Annotated in this window: 13 protein-coding genes; 7 read left to right on the top strand and 6 right to left on the bottom strand. The window is 60.1% G+C overall.

Annotated features, from left to right (window positions below):
- Both RMO15_RS08120 and RMO15_RS08115 read left to right on the top strand, forming a co-directional pair.
- The coding region (locus RMO15_RS08120; RefSeq protein WP_309710314.1) for a discoidin domain-containing protein at positions 1-1,615 on the top strand (1,615 nt) is incomplete at its 5' end.
- 134 nt (positions 1,616-1,749) lie between these two features.
- A complete protein-coding gene (locus RMO15_RS08115) occupies positions 1,750-2,541 on the top strand; it encodes a glucose 1-dehydrogenase (protein ID WP_309710313.1) in 792 nt (263 codons plus the stop codon).
- Between the two features lie 3 nt (positions 2,542-2,544).
- On the opposite strand, the gene RMO15_RS08110 is transcribed toward RMO15_RS08115, so the two are convergent.
- On the bottom strand, positions 2,545-3,360 hold the full coding sequence (locus RMO15_RS08110) for a TIM barrel protein (protein WP_309710310.1): 816 nt from the start codon (positions 3,358-3,360) through the stop codon (positions 2,545-2,547).
- A gap of 30 nt (positions 3,361-3,390) precedes the next feature.
- Here RMO15_RS08110 and RMO15_RS08105 point away from each other — a divergent pair, with 30 nt between their 5' ends.
- The 4 genes from RMO15_RS08105 to RMO15_RS08090 are packed head-to-tail and all read left to right on the top strand — an operon-like array spanning position 3,391 to position 7,417.
- Complete coding sequence (locus RMO15_RS08105; protein WP_309710308.1) at positions 3,391-4,224, top strand: phytanoyl-CoA dioxygenase family protein; 834 nt, start codon at positions 3,391-3,393, stop codon at positions 4,222-4,224.
- 39 nt (positions 4,225-4,263) lie between these two features.
- Positions 4,264-4,638, top strand: a complete 375-nt coding sequence (locus tag RMO15_RS08100) for a methylglyoxal synthase (protein ID WP_309710306.1) — start codon at positions 4,264-4,266, stop codon at positions 4,636-4,638.
- Positions 4,635-6,062, top strand: a complete 1,428-nt coding sequence (locus tag RMO15_RS08095) for a sulfatase (protein WP_309710303.1) — start codon at positions 4,635-4,637, stop codon at positions 6,060-6,062. Before RMO15_RS08100 ends, RMO15_RS08095 begins: the two co-directional genes overlap by 4 nt.
- Positions 6,059-7,417 carry a sulfatase-like hydrolase/transferase gene (locus RMO15_RS08090; RefSeq protein ID WP_309710301.1) on the top strand — a complete coding sequence of 453 codons (1,359 nt, stop codon included), beginning with the start codon at positions 6,059-6,061 and terminating at the stop codon, positions 7,415-7,417. The genes RMO15_RS08095 and RMO15_RS08090 overlap by 4 nt, the downstream gene beginning before the upstream one ends.
- 10 nt (positions 7,418-7,427) lie before the next feature.
- Here the strand turns inward: RMO15_RS08090 and RMO15_RS08085 are convergent, their stop codons facing one another.
- The 3 genes from RMO15_RS08085 to RMO15_RS08075 all read right to left on the bottom strand — a co-directional run bounded on the left by RMO15_RS08085 (position 7,428) and on the right by RMO15_RS08075 (position 9,505).
- Positions 7,428-8,216 carry a sugar isomerase domain-containing protein gene (locus RMO15_RS08085; RefSeq protein WP_309710298.1) on the bottom strand — a complete coding sequence of 263 codons (789 nt, stop codon included), beginning with the start codon at positions 8,214-8,216 and terminating at the stop codon, positions 7,428-7,430.
- Positions 8,217-8,225: 9 nt separating this feature from the next.
- Positions 8,226-8,957, bottom strand: coding sequence for an SDR family oxidoreductase (locus RMO15_RS08080; protein ID WP_309710295.1), 732 nt, complete (start codon positions 8,955-8,957; stop codon positions 8,226-8,228).
- Positions 8,958-9,097: 140 nt separating this feature from the next.
- The gene (locus RMO15_RS08075) at positions 9,098-9,505 is read right to left on the bottom strand and encodes a hypothetical protein (RefSeq protein WP_309710293.1); all 408 of its coding nucleotides are present in this window, start codon (positions 9,503-9,505) and stop codon (positions 9,098-9,100) included.
- Positions 9,506-9,529: 24 nt separating this feature from the next.
- Here RMO15_RS08075 and RMO15_RS08070 point away from each other — a divergent pair, with 24 nt between their 5' ends.
- On the top strand, positions 9,530-10,306 hold the full coding sequence (locus RMO15_RS08070; protein WP_309710290.1) for a hypothetical protein: 777 nt from the start codon (positions 9,530-9,532) through the stop codon (positions 10,304-10,306).
- A gap of 229 nt (positions 10,307-10,535) precedes the next feature.
- Here RMO15_RS08070 and RMO15_RS08065 read toward each other — a convergent pair whose 3' ends face one another.
- Together RMO15_RS08065 and RMO15_RS08060 are read right to left on the bottom strand one after the other, a co-directional pair.
- The gene (locus RMO15_RS08065) at positions 10,536-12,869 is read right to left on the bottom strand and encodes a GxGYxYP domain-containing protein (protein ID WP_309710287.1); all 2,334 of its coding nucleotides are present in this window, start codon (positions 12,867-12,869) and stop codon (positions 10,536-10,538) included.
- A complete protein-coding gene (locus RMO15_RS08060; protein WP_309710284.1) occupies positions 12,870-14,000 on the bottom strand; it encodes a Gfo/Idh/MocA family oxidoreductase in 1,131 nt (376 codons plus the stop codon).
- Positions 14,001-14,288 lie beyond the last annotated feature (288 nt).

Raw genomic sequence — 14,288 nt, 5'->3', positions numbered from 1 at the left:
CCCCAAGGGACAGTGGGTGATTGACCTCCAGAAATATGGCCCCGGGCGGGTTACGTTCACTCGGGTTGGTGCCAACTTTGAGTTTGTTTTTAATCGTGACACGGGAATTCTGGAGAAGCTCACGCAGAACAAAAAGCTCGTGCTGGCAGGGCGGGGATTGACACTCAATGCCTACCGCGCTTTGACCGACAACGATAACTGGCTTCGTGGGGGATTTCAGGACGCGGGATTGGCAAATCTTATTCCCAGCGCAGACTCGTTTGTCTACAAGAACTCTGCGGATGGCGGCACGATGAGTGTCACCATTAAGTCGAAGTGGGTGGGGACGAAAGGCAATGGCTTTAGCCAGACTGCCGTCTATACCCTGCTTCGTGATGGCACGATCCTGGTGGACTGGAAGATAGACCCTATTGGCAGTCTGCCGTCGCTGCCACGCCTCGGCGCTCGGTTCTCAACGCCCACGAGCTTTAGCAACTTCACCTGGCTGGGACATGGCCCCAGTGAGTCCTACCCCGATCGGAAGTCGGCGATGGATATCGGTTTCTGGAGTGGGACCGTCAAAGACCAGTACGTTTCCTATGTACGCCCCCAAGAAAATGGTAACAAAGAGGACTGCCGCTGGTCGGCGCTTCTGGACACCGCGAAAATGGGCATCCTGATTGTCGCCGAAGACGAGCCTTTGGCGATGTCGGCGAGCTATTTTCTCCCCGAGGATCTGGACAACGCCCGCCACCGGCAGGGGCAGGAGAAAATCTACAAGAAGCTCGTGCCGCGCAGCGAGATCAGCTTCTGTGTGGACTGGCTCCAGATGGGGCTGGGGGGGGCATCGTGCGGCCCCGGTCCGCTGGGCAAGTATCTCTGCAAGCTCGATAAGACCGCGCAGCTGCGCTTCTCTCTGCGGCCCTATGCACCTGCGATGGGGGATCTCTCGCTGGTTGCTCGCCGACGCTTGCCTGTCGCCGCCACTCCCATCATTGTCCGTGGCGACGATGGAATGGTGACAATCTCTCACAAGCTCCCGGATGCAACCTTGCGCTACAGCCTCAACGGTGGCCCCGAGCAGCGCTACGAGCGTCCGTTCTTCGCCGCTGGCGAGACCACGATTGCCGCCCGTGCCACGGTGGTTGGGCTTCCCGCAAGTGAGCTGGTCAGCGTGACTCTCCCTGAGATCACTCCCGTGGCTCGCCTGAGCCGTGCTAGCTGGCGCGTGAGTGCAGACAGCACCGAGCCCAACGAAGGAAGCCCCGCCAATGCCTTCGACAACGATCCAGAGACGTTCTGGCACACCGAGTGGAGCCAGCGCGAGCCAGGGCCACCGCATGCCCTCACGATCAACCTAGGCGATGAGCAGACTCTTGTAGGCTTTGAGTATCTTCCGCGCCAGGGACAGGAAAATGGCCGTATCGGGCGCTACAGCTTTGAGGTCAGCCAAGACGGGCGAAACTGGCGCTCCGTTGCAACGGGAAACTTCCCCAATACGACAAGTGCCCAGCGTGTGCTCTTCAGCGCCCCGATCACTGCCCGCTACGCCCGCTTAGTCGCAGAGTCGGAAGTGAACGGCAAGAAGTGGTCGTCAGTGGCAGAGCTGAATTTACTGACAGAGCCCTCACGATAAACGTGGGGCAATAGGGCGAACAAGTCGCCGCGCCTTCGGCGGAGTGATCCGTACCGGGCAAATTTACCGACGGAGGAACGACGGAGGCGGCGCGAAGCGCCCAAAAGCCGGACGTTTACCGTCCTAGGAGAAATATGGCAATTTTAGAGAGTTTGTTTGGTTTAGAGGGAAAAGTGGCGCTCGTGACGGGTGCGAGTGGTGGTATCGGTTCGGCGATTGCGAAGGCCTATGCCGAGGCAGGGGCGACCGTTGTTCTCAATGGAACCCGCCGTGAGAAGCTCGAAGCGCTGGCGGAAGAGATTGGGCTTCCCGATAAAACCGTGATCATGCCCGCGGATCTCTCGACACCGGAAGCGTGTAAGGGGCTCATCGCGCAGATCGAGAGCGAGCTGGGGCGGCTGGATATTCTGGTCAACAACGCCGGGATCAACCGCCGTAAGCCGTTTGAGGACTTCACCGAAGAAGACTACCGCACAATTCTCTCGGTGAACTTGGACGGTGTCTTTTTTCTTTCTCAGGCGGTTCATCCCTTAATGAAGAAGAACGGTGGGGGGAAGATCATTCAGATCGGCTCGATGACCAGCTACGTCGGGATTGGCAACGTGGGAGTGTACGGGATGACCAAGTCCGCGATTGGCCAGCTTGCCAAGACCCTGGCGGTCGAGTGGGCCAAGGACAATATCCAAGTGAACTGTCTCTGCCCCGGCTTTATCGTCACGCCGCTGACGGAGGCGGGGATGTTCTCCGATGAGAAGAAAGTCAAGTGGATTCTGGGGCGCGTCCCCGCCCACCGACCCGGCACCCCCGAAGACCTGCTGGGAGTTGCGCTACTTCTCGCCTCACCCGCATCGTCGTACCTGACTGGGCAGCTTATCGCCATTGACGGGGGCTTTCTGGCGGGTGGAAGCTGGGACAACCCGTTCTAGGCTCTAACCAAAAAGCGCACGGGCCGCCGCGATGCTGCGGCGGTCTGACTCAGCACGAGTGAGCGTCTCCGGCGTGCCCGCCTCCCAGCCTTGCTCGACAAAGATCGGGATGTGTGGGCAGTGAATGCGGACAAACGCCGAGATATCGGTGTAGTCAATATCCCCGATCTGCTGAAATGCCTCCGTAAAAATGCCCCCCTCGCTTTGGCGCAAATGCAGCGCTTGCAGGCGGCTCCCATAAAGCTTTAGGATCGTTTGAACGGAAATCTCGCTATTCCCACAGCCCCGGTAGATCCAGTGGGGATCGAAGCAGAACCAGACTCTTGTATGCGTTATCATGGTAAGGAACTCTCTAGCCCCCTGGCGAAGCTCGGCATCGTGGATATGGTAGGTCACCAGAATACCTTCGTCTGCCAGTGCCTTCTGGAGTGCATTGAAGGTCGCTATCTGGCGCGTGAGCTGCTCGTCGGTCTTGTCGAGAGGTTGGCCCCAGGCAATCGGCTCAGCATTGACACTGAGCTGCCTTGCTCCCATTCCATAGGCCCAGCGGGCGGCGGCGAGGACTTCCTCGAAGCTCTCTTCCGAATCCGGCTCGTGCAGGCGAACATTGCGGTAGGTTGAGGGCATCGCGAGGCCATGTTTCTGGAGTGCGACAGCCAGCCGCTCCTGATCCGCCTCGTGCACCGGCAGAAACGGCTCGAACGAGTCCGCACCCGCCGCCTTTACGCTTCCCAGAACTTCGTCGTAGTGGTCTTCCAGGCGCTGACTCTGCTTTGTGTAGTGCTGAGCCCAGCGCCAGGCCCCGATTCCGATTTGCATAGATCCGCATTTTAGCGCACAATTCAAGTCATGGAAACCACGGCGCTACCGTTCCGCCTCACCGACGACGAGCGGAGGCACTTTGACGAGCAGGGCTATCTGATTGTCGAGGACGCACTTGACCGGGAGCAGCTTGCCCGTCTGACCGAGCTGACGGACAATATCCACGAAAAGAAGCTTGCGACGAGCTTTGATCCGAGCGCGGCGCTTTTCTATCCCAACTTCATCCCCGAAGCCCCGGAGTTTGCGGACTTGGTGGACTACGAGAAGATTCTGCCCAAGGTCTGGGGGATTCTGGGCTGGAATATCTATCTCTACCACGCGCATCTCATCGTCACGCCGCCGTCGGGGAAGGCGCAGGACAATAAAACCTTTGGCTGGCACCAGGACAGCGGGCGGGTCAATCAGGAGATGGAGAGCCACCCGCGCCCGCGCCTCTCCCTGAAGGTGGCCTATTTTCTCTCGGACACCAGCGAGGAGGGACGCGGCAACTTTTGGGTCCTTCCCGGCAGTCACTTAGACGACACCCTCACGCTCCCCGAGAGCCGCGAAGGCCAGCCCGAGGGCGCGATTCCGGTGCGCGTGAAGCCTGGCACCGCCGTGTTTTTTGACCGTCGCCTCTGGCATACCGCGAGCCCCAACTGGAGCGATATCACCCGCAAGATTCTCTTCTACGGCTACGGCTCCCGCTGGATTCGTACCAAGGACGACATGACCGTCCAAGACCTCTGGCCACACTCCGACCCGATCCGCAAGCAGCTTCTGGGTTACAGCACCAACTGCAACGGTTTCTTTTCACCCACCGACGACGACGTCCCACTACGTGTCTGGCTCCGAGAACACTCCCCCCACGAGGCGCGGTAATCTCTCCCGCCGCTTTCAATCGGCGGGTAAAATAGCCGCATGAGTGATGCAAAGTACGTGGCCTTGATTGCCCACGATGGACGGAAAGATGTGATGGCGGACTTCGTGCGGCGGCATAAGGCGCAGCTAGACGGTCTGCCGCTGGTGGCGACGGCGACCACGGGTGGGATTGTGGAGGCGGAGACGGGGCTTGATGTCAAGCGTGTGCTCTCTGGGCCACGCGGCGGGGATCTCCAGATCGGGGCAATGATCGCGGAGGGGAAAGTGCGCGCTGTGGTGTTTTTACGCGATCCGCTGACGGCGCATCCTCATGAGCCGGACATCAACGCCCTGATGAAGGTCTGCGACATTCACAACGTCCCGCTGGCGACCAATATCGCCACGGCGGATATGCTGGTGGACAACCTAAAATGACACTACTATTACCTCTTCTCACAATCTCTTTGCTTTCCGAAGGGGTCGGCACTGAGGAACGAGCGCACCGGGGGATGCAAAAGCCCCCGATGAACGTGCTGTTTATCGCTGTGGATGATCTCAACAATGAGCTGGGTTGCTACGGCTCCAAGCGAGTCAAGAGCCCCAACATTGACAAGCTGGCACAGCGGGGGATGCGCTTTGACCGCGCCTACACGTCGTTTCCACTCTGCTCGCCCTCTCGGACAAGTCTCCTGACCGGCCTGCGCCCCGATACCACCAAGGTCTACGACCTGGTGACGCACTTCCGCTCGACGATCCCGGACGTGGTGACATTGCCCCAGCTCTTTAAGAACAACGGCTACACGGCGGCGCGTGTGGGGAAGCTCTACCACTACGGCGTCCCCGGCCAGATCGGGACGAGCGGGCTGGACGATACCACGTCGTGGGATGAGGTGGTCAATCCCAGGGGGCGTGACAAAGATGAAGAAGACAAGGTCATCCGGCTCCACAACAAGAACAACCCCGGACTCGGAGCGACGCTTTCCTACTGGGCCGCCGACGGCACCGACGAAGAGCAGACCGACGGGATCGGGGCGACCGAGGCGATCAAGCTCCTGACGAAGTACAAGTCGGGGGGGAAGCCGTTCTTTCTCGGCGTTGGTTTCTACCGGCCCCACACGCCCTATGTCGCGCCGAAAAAGTACTTCGACATGTACCCGCCGGAGAAACTCACCCCGGAGCCGCCTCGCCCTGACGACCGCCTGACTGTGCCCGCCCCGGCGTTTCGGGTGACCCCCGCCAACTACGGCATCTCCCTAGACGACCAGAAAAAGGCACTGCAAGCTTACTTTGCCTCGATCTCGTTTATGGACGCACAAGTCGGGCGGGTGCTGGCGGCATTGGAGCGGCTGGGCCTAGAGAAAAACACGGTAGTGGTGCTCTGGGGCGATCATGGCTATCTTCTCGGTCAGCACGATGGCCAGTGGCAAAAGCAGAGCCTCTTTGAGGAGTCCGCAAGAGTCCCGATGATCGTCGCCGCACCCAACCAGAAAGCAAAGGGAAAGGGCTGTGAGCGCGTCGTCGAGACCGTGGATCTCTACCCGACCCTGCTCGAACTCGCGGGCCTCAAGCCTGCGGGAGCGCTTCATGGCAAGAGCCTCGTGCCGCTTCTGAACAACCCGAAAGCTACCCATAAAACCGCCGCTCTGACCCAGACCCAGCGCCCGCCAAAAGAAGGGGGCATGGGTTACTCCGTCTGCACCAACCGCTGGCGCTACACCGAGTGGGGCACGGGGCAGGCCGAGCTCTACAACCATATTGCCGATCCGAAAGAGCATAAAAACCTTGCGAACGACCCCGCGCAAGCAAAGATCGTCGTCGAAATGAAAGCGCTTCTGGAAGGGCTCAAAGCACCAAAGTGAAACAACCCAATATTCTTGTCTTTCTCACCGACGACCACGGGCCGTGGGCGATGGGCTGTGCGGGCAATAAAGAGCTGCACACGCCTGCGATGGACTTTATTGCTCGCACGGGAGCGCGGATGACCCATGCCTACACGCCGGGGCCGGTGTGCTCGCCCGCGCGGGCGTGCTTTTGGACGGGGCGGATGCCCAGCCAGCACGGAATCCACGACTGGATCAACGAGCCGTCGCGGCCCCAGATCCGCTTGCAAAATGAAGTGAATCTAGCGGAGCGCCTGAAAGCGGCGGGCTACCAGACGGGGCACTTTGGAAAATGGCACTGCGGCGCAAGCTGGGAGAAGCAGCCGGGCTTCGATGACTATCTGGGCGAGAACAAAGAACAGTATCCCCATAAAGGCGTCTGCAAGTTCACGCATAACGGAGTCTCCGTCGAGCACACGGGCCACCGAGCGCCGTTTGTGACCAAAAAAGCGCTGGAGTTCCTAGCGCAGCGCGATAAATCCCGTCCGTTCTTCTGTTTCATAGGGCACGTGGACACGCACTCGCCGTTTACGCAGCATCCGGAGCGGCTAGTCGAGAGCCATGCGAGAGACACGTTCTCGGATATTCCCAAGGAAAAGTACGTCGGGAACGCGGCGCGGGTGCCAGGGAAGCTCCCTGAGGCGAAAGAGCACCGGCGACGGCTGGAGCAGTACTACGCCGCGGTGGAGATGATCGATGAGCAAGTGGGGCTGGTGCTCGACTATCTCGATGGGATTGGGGAGCTAGACAATACGCTGGTGGTCTACACAGGTGATCACGGGCACATGAACGGGCACCACGGGCTGTACTTCAAGGGCAACGCGACCCACCCGCCAAACTTCTTCGACGAGAGCATCCAGGTGCCCTGCGTCCTGCGCTGGTCCGGTCAGATCGCTCCCGGAACGGTGAGCGCGGCCCCGGCAAGCCACTGCGATCTTTTCCAGACGGTGCTGGGGGGCGCAGGTGTTTCAATAAGCGGCTACGACGGTCCGGGACGAAGCTACCTGGGCTTGCTGGGAAACGCCGTCGATAGCAAGTGGGGCGATGCGAGCTTCTGTGAGTACGGCACCGCGCGGATGATCCGAACCCCCAAGTGGAAGCTGATCACACGCTATACCCCGCAAGCCACGGGCGATGAGCTCTATGATTTAGAGCGCGATCCTCGGGAGACAAAGAACGTGCTTGGCGATCCTAAGAATGCGGCGATTGCTGCGGAGCTACGGGAGCGCTTGGATGCGTTTTTTACCAAGTACACCCAGCCCGGTCGCGATGGGCGTGAGATTGCGGCCAAGACGCCGGACTACTTCAACGACAGCAAGCTCTGGCACGGGTAGTCGCCGGTTTTTAACCGGCGGATCCTACGTTTGCGTAGAGCCTTGCGAGCCGGTGTGCATGCTCATCGTAGGCGGCTTGGAAGATCTCAGCGGAGCGCTCAGCACCCACTACTACAGCTCCTGCGAGGGCAAGAGGCGGCTGGCCTGCTTCGGTGAGGAGCTTGGCGGTCTCGGCTTTCATGCAGTTGATGAGCATCGCACCGCCGACGGTCGAGCCGGGGGCGACCTTCATCTCCATGCCGGGAATCTGCACCAGCGCATCGCCAATAGGAGCGCCGGTGTCCAGAACGATCTCGGCGAAGTCCATGAGCTTTTTGCCGTCGCTACGCTTACTCGCCGACGCTTCCGCATGAACCTTCGACACAATCGCCACCACGGGAATCCCACGCTTTTGAAAGCCCTCGGCCATCTCGACGGGCACCAGGCTACATCCCGACGACGAGATAATCAGCGCGGAGTCCGTGGCTTTGAGGTCAAAGTTGCGCAGAATCTGCTCCGCCAGCCCGGAGACATTCTCCAGAAACATTGCCTGACGCTGGCCGTTGGCACCCACGACTAAGTTATGAAAACTCAGCGAAAGCTCGACCAGCGGGTTCCAGCCTGGATACGAGCCGTAGCGCGGCCACATCTCCTCGACCATCATCCGGCTATGACCGGAGCCAAAGACATGCACCATGCGCCCGGTCTGAATCGTGGACGAGAACAGCGCGGCGGCTTGTTGCATCGCCGCCTCTTGTGCCGCCACGGTCTCGACCATCTGGCGGCAGGCTTGCAAATACGAAAGGGTTGGACTACTCACGCCCTCATTCTACGATACAGACCAGCCGCCGTCTACCGTGAGTATCTGCCCAGTGATCTGCGCAGCGCTCTCGCTGAGCAAAAAAAGCGCGGCGTTTGCGATCTCATCCGCGTCGAGCAAGTCCTCGGCGAGGGGTTGTTTGGTGCGCATCAGCTCCAGAATTTCCGCGTCGCCCTGTGCCCGCTGGCTCATGGGAGTACGAACAAGCCCCGGCGCGACCGCATTCACGCGGATTTTCTGCGGCGCGTAGTAGGACGCTAGGGTTGTCACCAAGCTTAAAATCGCGCCTTTGCTCGCCGCGTAGGCATGCGTCGCAAACTTCCCCGGCTCCGGGTGCGATGCCAGCACCGAGCCCGTAAAAACTAAGCTCCCGCCACTGCCTTGCGCCAGAAACTGACGAAGTGCGGCGCGGGCGATATGAAAGGTTGTGTCCAGATTGAGCGCAAAAGTCTGCTGCCAACCCTCATCGGTGCAGGCATCCAGTGGCCCATCGCCAAACCGTCGCCCCGAGCCGCCTACCACGCAGAACACCCCCTCCAAGCTCCCGAGTGTCTGCACCGCAACCGCGACCGCCGCATCGGCCTGCACCGAGTCCGTCAAGTCCGCCGCCAGATACGGCACGCCTAGCGCCACACAGTCGTCGGCATTCAGGCTCGTCACAAAAACTTTATGACCCGCCGCCATGGCAAGCCGCACCGTCGCCGCCGCAATCCCCGTCGCTCCCGTAATCAGAAGGTTCATCGCCTAGGGTTATACCCCGGACAGAGATCATTGGGCTATGGGGTGCGTTCGCGTGGGGGGCGCGTTTGCGTGGACGGTAAACGTCCGGCTATAGGGCGTCGTGCCTCCGCCGCCTCGCTCCGCTCGGGTTTATGGAGGGGCTAGGTTTGTTCGCGGGAAAAGTAGAAAATCTGAAAGCCTTGATGCGGTACGTGGTGAAAGCGCACTCGCCACAGTCCGTAGATGTCGTGGGTGTAGGTCAGAAGTAGCTCAAGCTCGCCTGGTGCGCTTCCAAAGGAGAGTCCTTCCAGACAGAAGTCTTCTTGTGGTTCTCGTACAAAGGCCGCGAGGTAGCGTGTGGCCGCCTCAAGAAGAGAGTGAAGCTGTGGGAGAGCTATTTCGACAAAGGGCAGGTGAGCGGCATCAAAGCCATCGGGCGTACCAGGAAGCTGGATTTCTAGGGGAAAGCAAAGTGTCGGATCAGGAGCGATCCCAAGGTCGCTTGCCTCCAAGCGTGCCAACCAGGCACTCTCACTCGACCAATAGGTTAGTTTCTCCGAAATCTGCATGGCTGTCTCAGTGTACAATACACTGTGGCCATCACATATTTCACCCGCGCATTCACCGACGAAGAACGGGAAAAGTTGGAGGCCCTGAGCGTCGCACATCAACAGGAGCTGAACTCCCTGCGCTCCAAAAAAAGATGCCTAGATCCCGAGTACTGGCGGATTGGTCTTGTGGTTTCGCTGGCCGTTGTTGGTGCTGCTACTTGGGCGATATTGTCAGACCCAAGAACGCTTGGCATTGCGGTTGTTTCTGCTGTTTTGATACTTCTCTTTTTCTGGACAAGTTATGCGGCTTTGTTGCAACAAAAATTAGAAGAAATGGCACTGGGACGCGCTGAACGGGAACAACTTTTGGAGAGGAAGTTGACTCAGCTTGAGGAAGACAAGCAAAGTCTGGTCAGTGGAGTTTCTGTCTTAGCAAAGACCGTTGTCCCTGTGGAAGCAGAGGAGTTTTCCGCTGAGTTCTATGAGATCGAAGAGAGCCTCTGGTTGTATTGTTTTGAGTCTCCCTTGAATGGCTTCTTCACTGAGATGAAGTTTGAAAGGCATCTCCAAAAAGGGTGGATACTCGTTGCTACAAGCAGGGAGGTGCTGCAACATCTCAGCGAATATGTTTGGCCAAGTGAGAGTGATTCTTGGGTTTATGGTCCCGAGGATGGCGACCTCTTTGAGCTGACTCAGGAGGAACTTTTTGCCGCTACGCCGCAGACATTCCGAAGTGCGTATCGTGGCAATCTCTTCTATCGTGCTGATGAAATAAATGGGGGGCTCGCACCCGAAAGAGGCTTGGCTGAAGACCACTAGCCCCGTTTGTTCATGAGTGTGGGAGTCGAGGTGCGAAGGTTCACCTCGTAGGGCACCCCGAGCGCCGCGCAGTCAGCGGCGTGCAGGCTCGTCACAAAGACGTTATACCCCGGATGGTAAATGTCTGGCTATGGGGCGTCGTTCCTCCGCATCCGGGTGCCGATAGCCACACGTTTACCGTGCGGGCTTGCCGGATTGTTTGTAGAGCCCCTGAAGATATCAAGAGGCTCTACAAAAGATCCCAGCGGCGGTACAGTGACTCAAGCTGCGACGGAGTCACAGCGACGAAGTCGTCGCCGAGGATTTCCATTGTCTTCTTGAGATCGCCGAGCTTGGAGCCCCAGTTCCAGATGAAGGCATTGATAAACGCGGGGCGGTTTTGGCCCACCCGCTCCCGGATTTGTTGTGCGAAGTGCTCCGGGCCGCTGCCGCTGGTGGCTGCGCGGAAGACACTCTGGCCGGTGGGGAGGGTGTAGGTCAGCTCGTGGTAGTTGGTGACGCCTGCGTGGCCGTAGTCGGGCATCAGGTACATGCTCTGGGGAAAGAGTGCGCCGACCTTAGCTATATCGGCAGCATCGACATCCATTAGGCGGACAGTGGCCATGTCCATTTTTTTCATGTAGTCCTGTGTCCGACCATAGAAGTAGCGAAACGCTTCGTCGCTCTCTTTCAGCGCCGTGCCCCACGATGGTGGGTAGATATAGCCGACCCCGGAGACATCGCAGATAAACTCGTCATTGGGAGTGGCGTGCTCGTAGTACCAGCGTGCCCAGGTCGGGGCGAGGTCGATCAGTGTCGGCCCCATGCCCCAGCCGACCGGGATCTGGCCGCGCACGGGGTCCTCGAAGTAGCGCCGGAAGTAGCCGCGCCAGGTGCAGAGATTGTCGCCATCGCTCATGGTGAAGCAGACATAGACCTTGGTCGGGTCGAACTTGGGCGGCGCGGGGCGCGGCTTTTGCTTGAGCGTGGTCGCCGGGACACCGCTATGGACCGAGAGATTCGTGATCAGATCGCTCACCAGCGTGATCTTGCCAAAGCGGCTCCCCAGCGCTACGCCATCGTCTTCTTGCAGCCCCATGCCGTCCTCGTGCCACCAGAACCCGCGCACCACGGCCCCGAGCGGGAGCTTGGCCAGATAGGCCCGCAGCTCCTCTAGCTCCGCCGCCATGTCCGCGCCCGGGAGGTGCGCCGCCTTCGGCCCCGTGATCCAGAACACGGATGCTCTAGATGCGATCAGGTGGTCCAGTCCACCTTGGTCAAAGCGCGTTGGATCGAGGCTACAGGTCAGATACGGGTCTTGTTTGGAGATAAGCTTGGTGCGGATGTAGCGCAAGGCAGCGGCATTATCGGCGAACTTCCCGCGCAGGTCGGCCTTGATGGTCAGCTTGCGCTTTTTCGCCAGCTCCGGCGTCTTACAGACGAGCAAACTCTCCTGCCCAGCCAGCGTGACCGCCACACACGGCGAGGCGTAGACTTTCGGGTCGCAGAGCACCGCACCACGATATTCTTTCTTGAAGGTCTCTAGGAGCGAGAACGGATCGCTGACCATGAGTGGTTTGTCGGTTGCACCTTGCCGCTGTAACTCGTCGAGCCAGAGCATATCGTCGTTGTCGGTGAGGAAGTAGATTCGGGGTTGGGTGCGGTTCACTAGGCCCTGGAGTGAGAACAGCAGCACTTTCTCCTCGGGCGTGCACGCGCGAATATCTGCGACGTGAAGCTGGCGGGCGGGTGGCGGCATCTTCGGCTGGAACGTGGAGTAGCGCCGGGGCACGCTAGGAAGCACGATATCGGTGTAGACCGCGGGGCGCGGCAGTGCATCCAGGCGGCGAAACGCGCTTGTTGTCTCGCTGGCGCTGAGCTTTCCTGCCTGGGCCAAGGCCGCGACAGTCGCCCGGACAATGAGTTGCTGGCTCTCGTAGCCCTCACGATCCCGCTGTCCGAGACGATAGGTCCAGGCGTCCACCGCACCGGAAAACGGCCCGCTCTCATGAACCACCAGCGCGACCAGAGGCCGCGCCGCATCGCCGAGAGCGGGAATGCACCGCACGCCCTTGGGGAGCGACCTGGGATCAAGCCACTGCGGTGCCGGACGGGGAAGTGGCGTCTCTGTGACAATGCCCTTGAGCCGGAGCGGATCGCCGGGCGCAATGGTCGCGGGTGCGGTTGTCTTGCCTGGTCCTGCAAACCCCCCGACACCGATCCCGTTCTCGCCAAACCGCGCGGGCGCATCCTCGTGGCCTGTGTCCACAAACGCGCCGTCTTTTCGAATCACGGGGTGTGTAAACGGAATCCCCGACGTAATCAGCGAGCCGCGCTCCTGGTGAAACTTCTTGAGATTGGCAAACGCCACCTTGGGAAACGTATTTCCCTGTGGCAGGATCAGTGCCGCAAAGCGCTGCGCAGTAAACCGCCCTGCATCGGCGAGGGCGGCGCTATCAAGTAGTTCTGCCTCAAAGCCAGCGGCCTTCAGATCGTGCACTATATTGCGCGGTGTGAGCTGGGCACTGACACCGTAGATGGGAAAGTCGGCCTCAAAGAAGACGGCGACACGGGGGAAACTCATCTAAACTCCTGGTGCGCTGCCTGCGGGAAGCGTACGCACCTCGCCGACGGTCTTGGGCGCGTTCTCATTGGCGCTGGCAATCGCGGCAAAGCACAGCGCGAGGCTGGCGAGGTTGCTGCGCGCCGAGTTGCGCGGCTCACGGTTCTCCTCAATCGCGCAGAGCAGCTCACCCATCGTGCCCTTGAAACCATCGTTGAACCACGTCCCCGTGAGATTTGGCGTGGCGACTCCCGCCGCTGTCGTCAGTGTGACAGTCTGCGTGCCGAGATCCGGGCCGGTACTAGTGAGCGTGCCGTTGGTGCCTGCGACAAACGTCTGGTCCAGCGAGCCGTGCTTGACATGGGCATCGAAGACCAGCGAGGCCTGGCCACCGTCGAACTGCACCATGGCCTGCGCCAGCATCGGCGGCCCGATGGTCTGCCCGGCGGCGTGGGCGCGGGTGGCGTAGACCGAGCGTGCCTTACCCGGAATCAGCGTGCTCACAAAGTCGAACCAGTGGATGGCAAAATCGTAGAAGACTAGGTCGTAGATGTTCTCAAACGCCGTGCCTTTCACCCACGTGTGATCCCAGTGCACCCCGACATGGGCTGAGATTACGTCGCCGATCAGCCCGGCTTGCACCGCCTCACGGATGTAGGAAAAATGCGGTGCCCAGCGCCCGTTCTGGTTCACCGCCAGCTTGACCCCATTGGCATCGGCGAGTGCACAGAGCCTCTCGCCTTCGTCCAAGCTCAGGACAAAGGGCTTCTGTGAGAGCACGTGCTTCTTGGCCATCAGCGCCGCCTCGACCAGCGGCAGGCGCTCGCGCGGGTGCGAGGCAATGTCCACAACCTCGATCTCGGGATCGCGCAGAATGTCCTCAAATTCCGTCGTTGTTTTTGCCTCGGGGTAGAACTCCGCCCGGCGCTTCTCGGCTTTCTCGATATCCACATCACAAAGCGAGACGACCTCGTAGCCCTGTGCTTTGTACGCGCTCAGGTGCGCTTGGGTGATCCCGCCGCAGGCGATGAGCCCAATCTTGGGGGAGTACGTCTTGGGTTTAGGGGGCAGATACGGCAGCTCCGGCGCGGCCACACTCTGCTGGACGCTCGCCTTCAGCGCGTAGTCGTCCGTTGTCTTCTCGTCGCTCATGCCGCTACCGTTCGGCGGCGGTGGGGGGATTTCCTTTCCGCCGGTTGGAAACCGGCGTCTGCCGTGGCGTTCCGCCGCAAAGCCCGTACCGGGCTACCGAATCTGTCCCACTTCATGCGAGTGCCTATGGAGGGGATGCTTCGCGAGCTGCCGCGAATGAGTGAGATGCCGACCGAGGAGCTTCTCGCGATGCCGAACTCGCGCAGTCGTGTCCGCGTCGAGACGCCGCGTCGCGTGGTGATCAGGCGGACGATCAGGACGGAGAGCTGATCGGCGGTTGCCCGACGA

This window comes from Armatimonas sp., assembly GCF_031410135.1.
Taxonomy (GTDB): domain Bacteria; phylum Armatimonadota; class Armatimonadia; order Armatimonadales; family Armatimonadaceae; genus Armatimonas.
The sequence above is the reverse complement of the archived record's forward strand: the minus strand, read 5'-3'. Positions and strand labels throughout refer to the sequence as shown.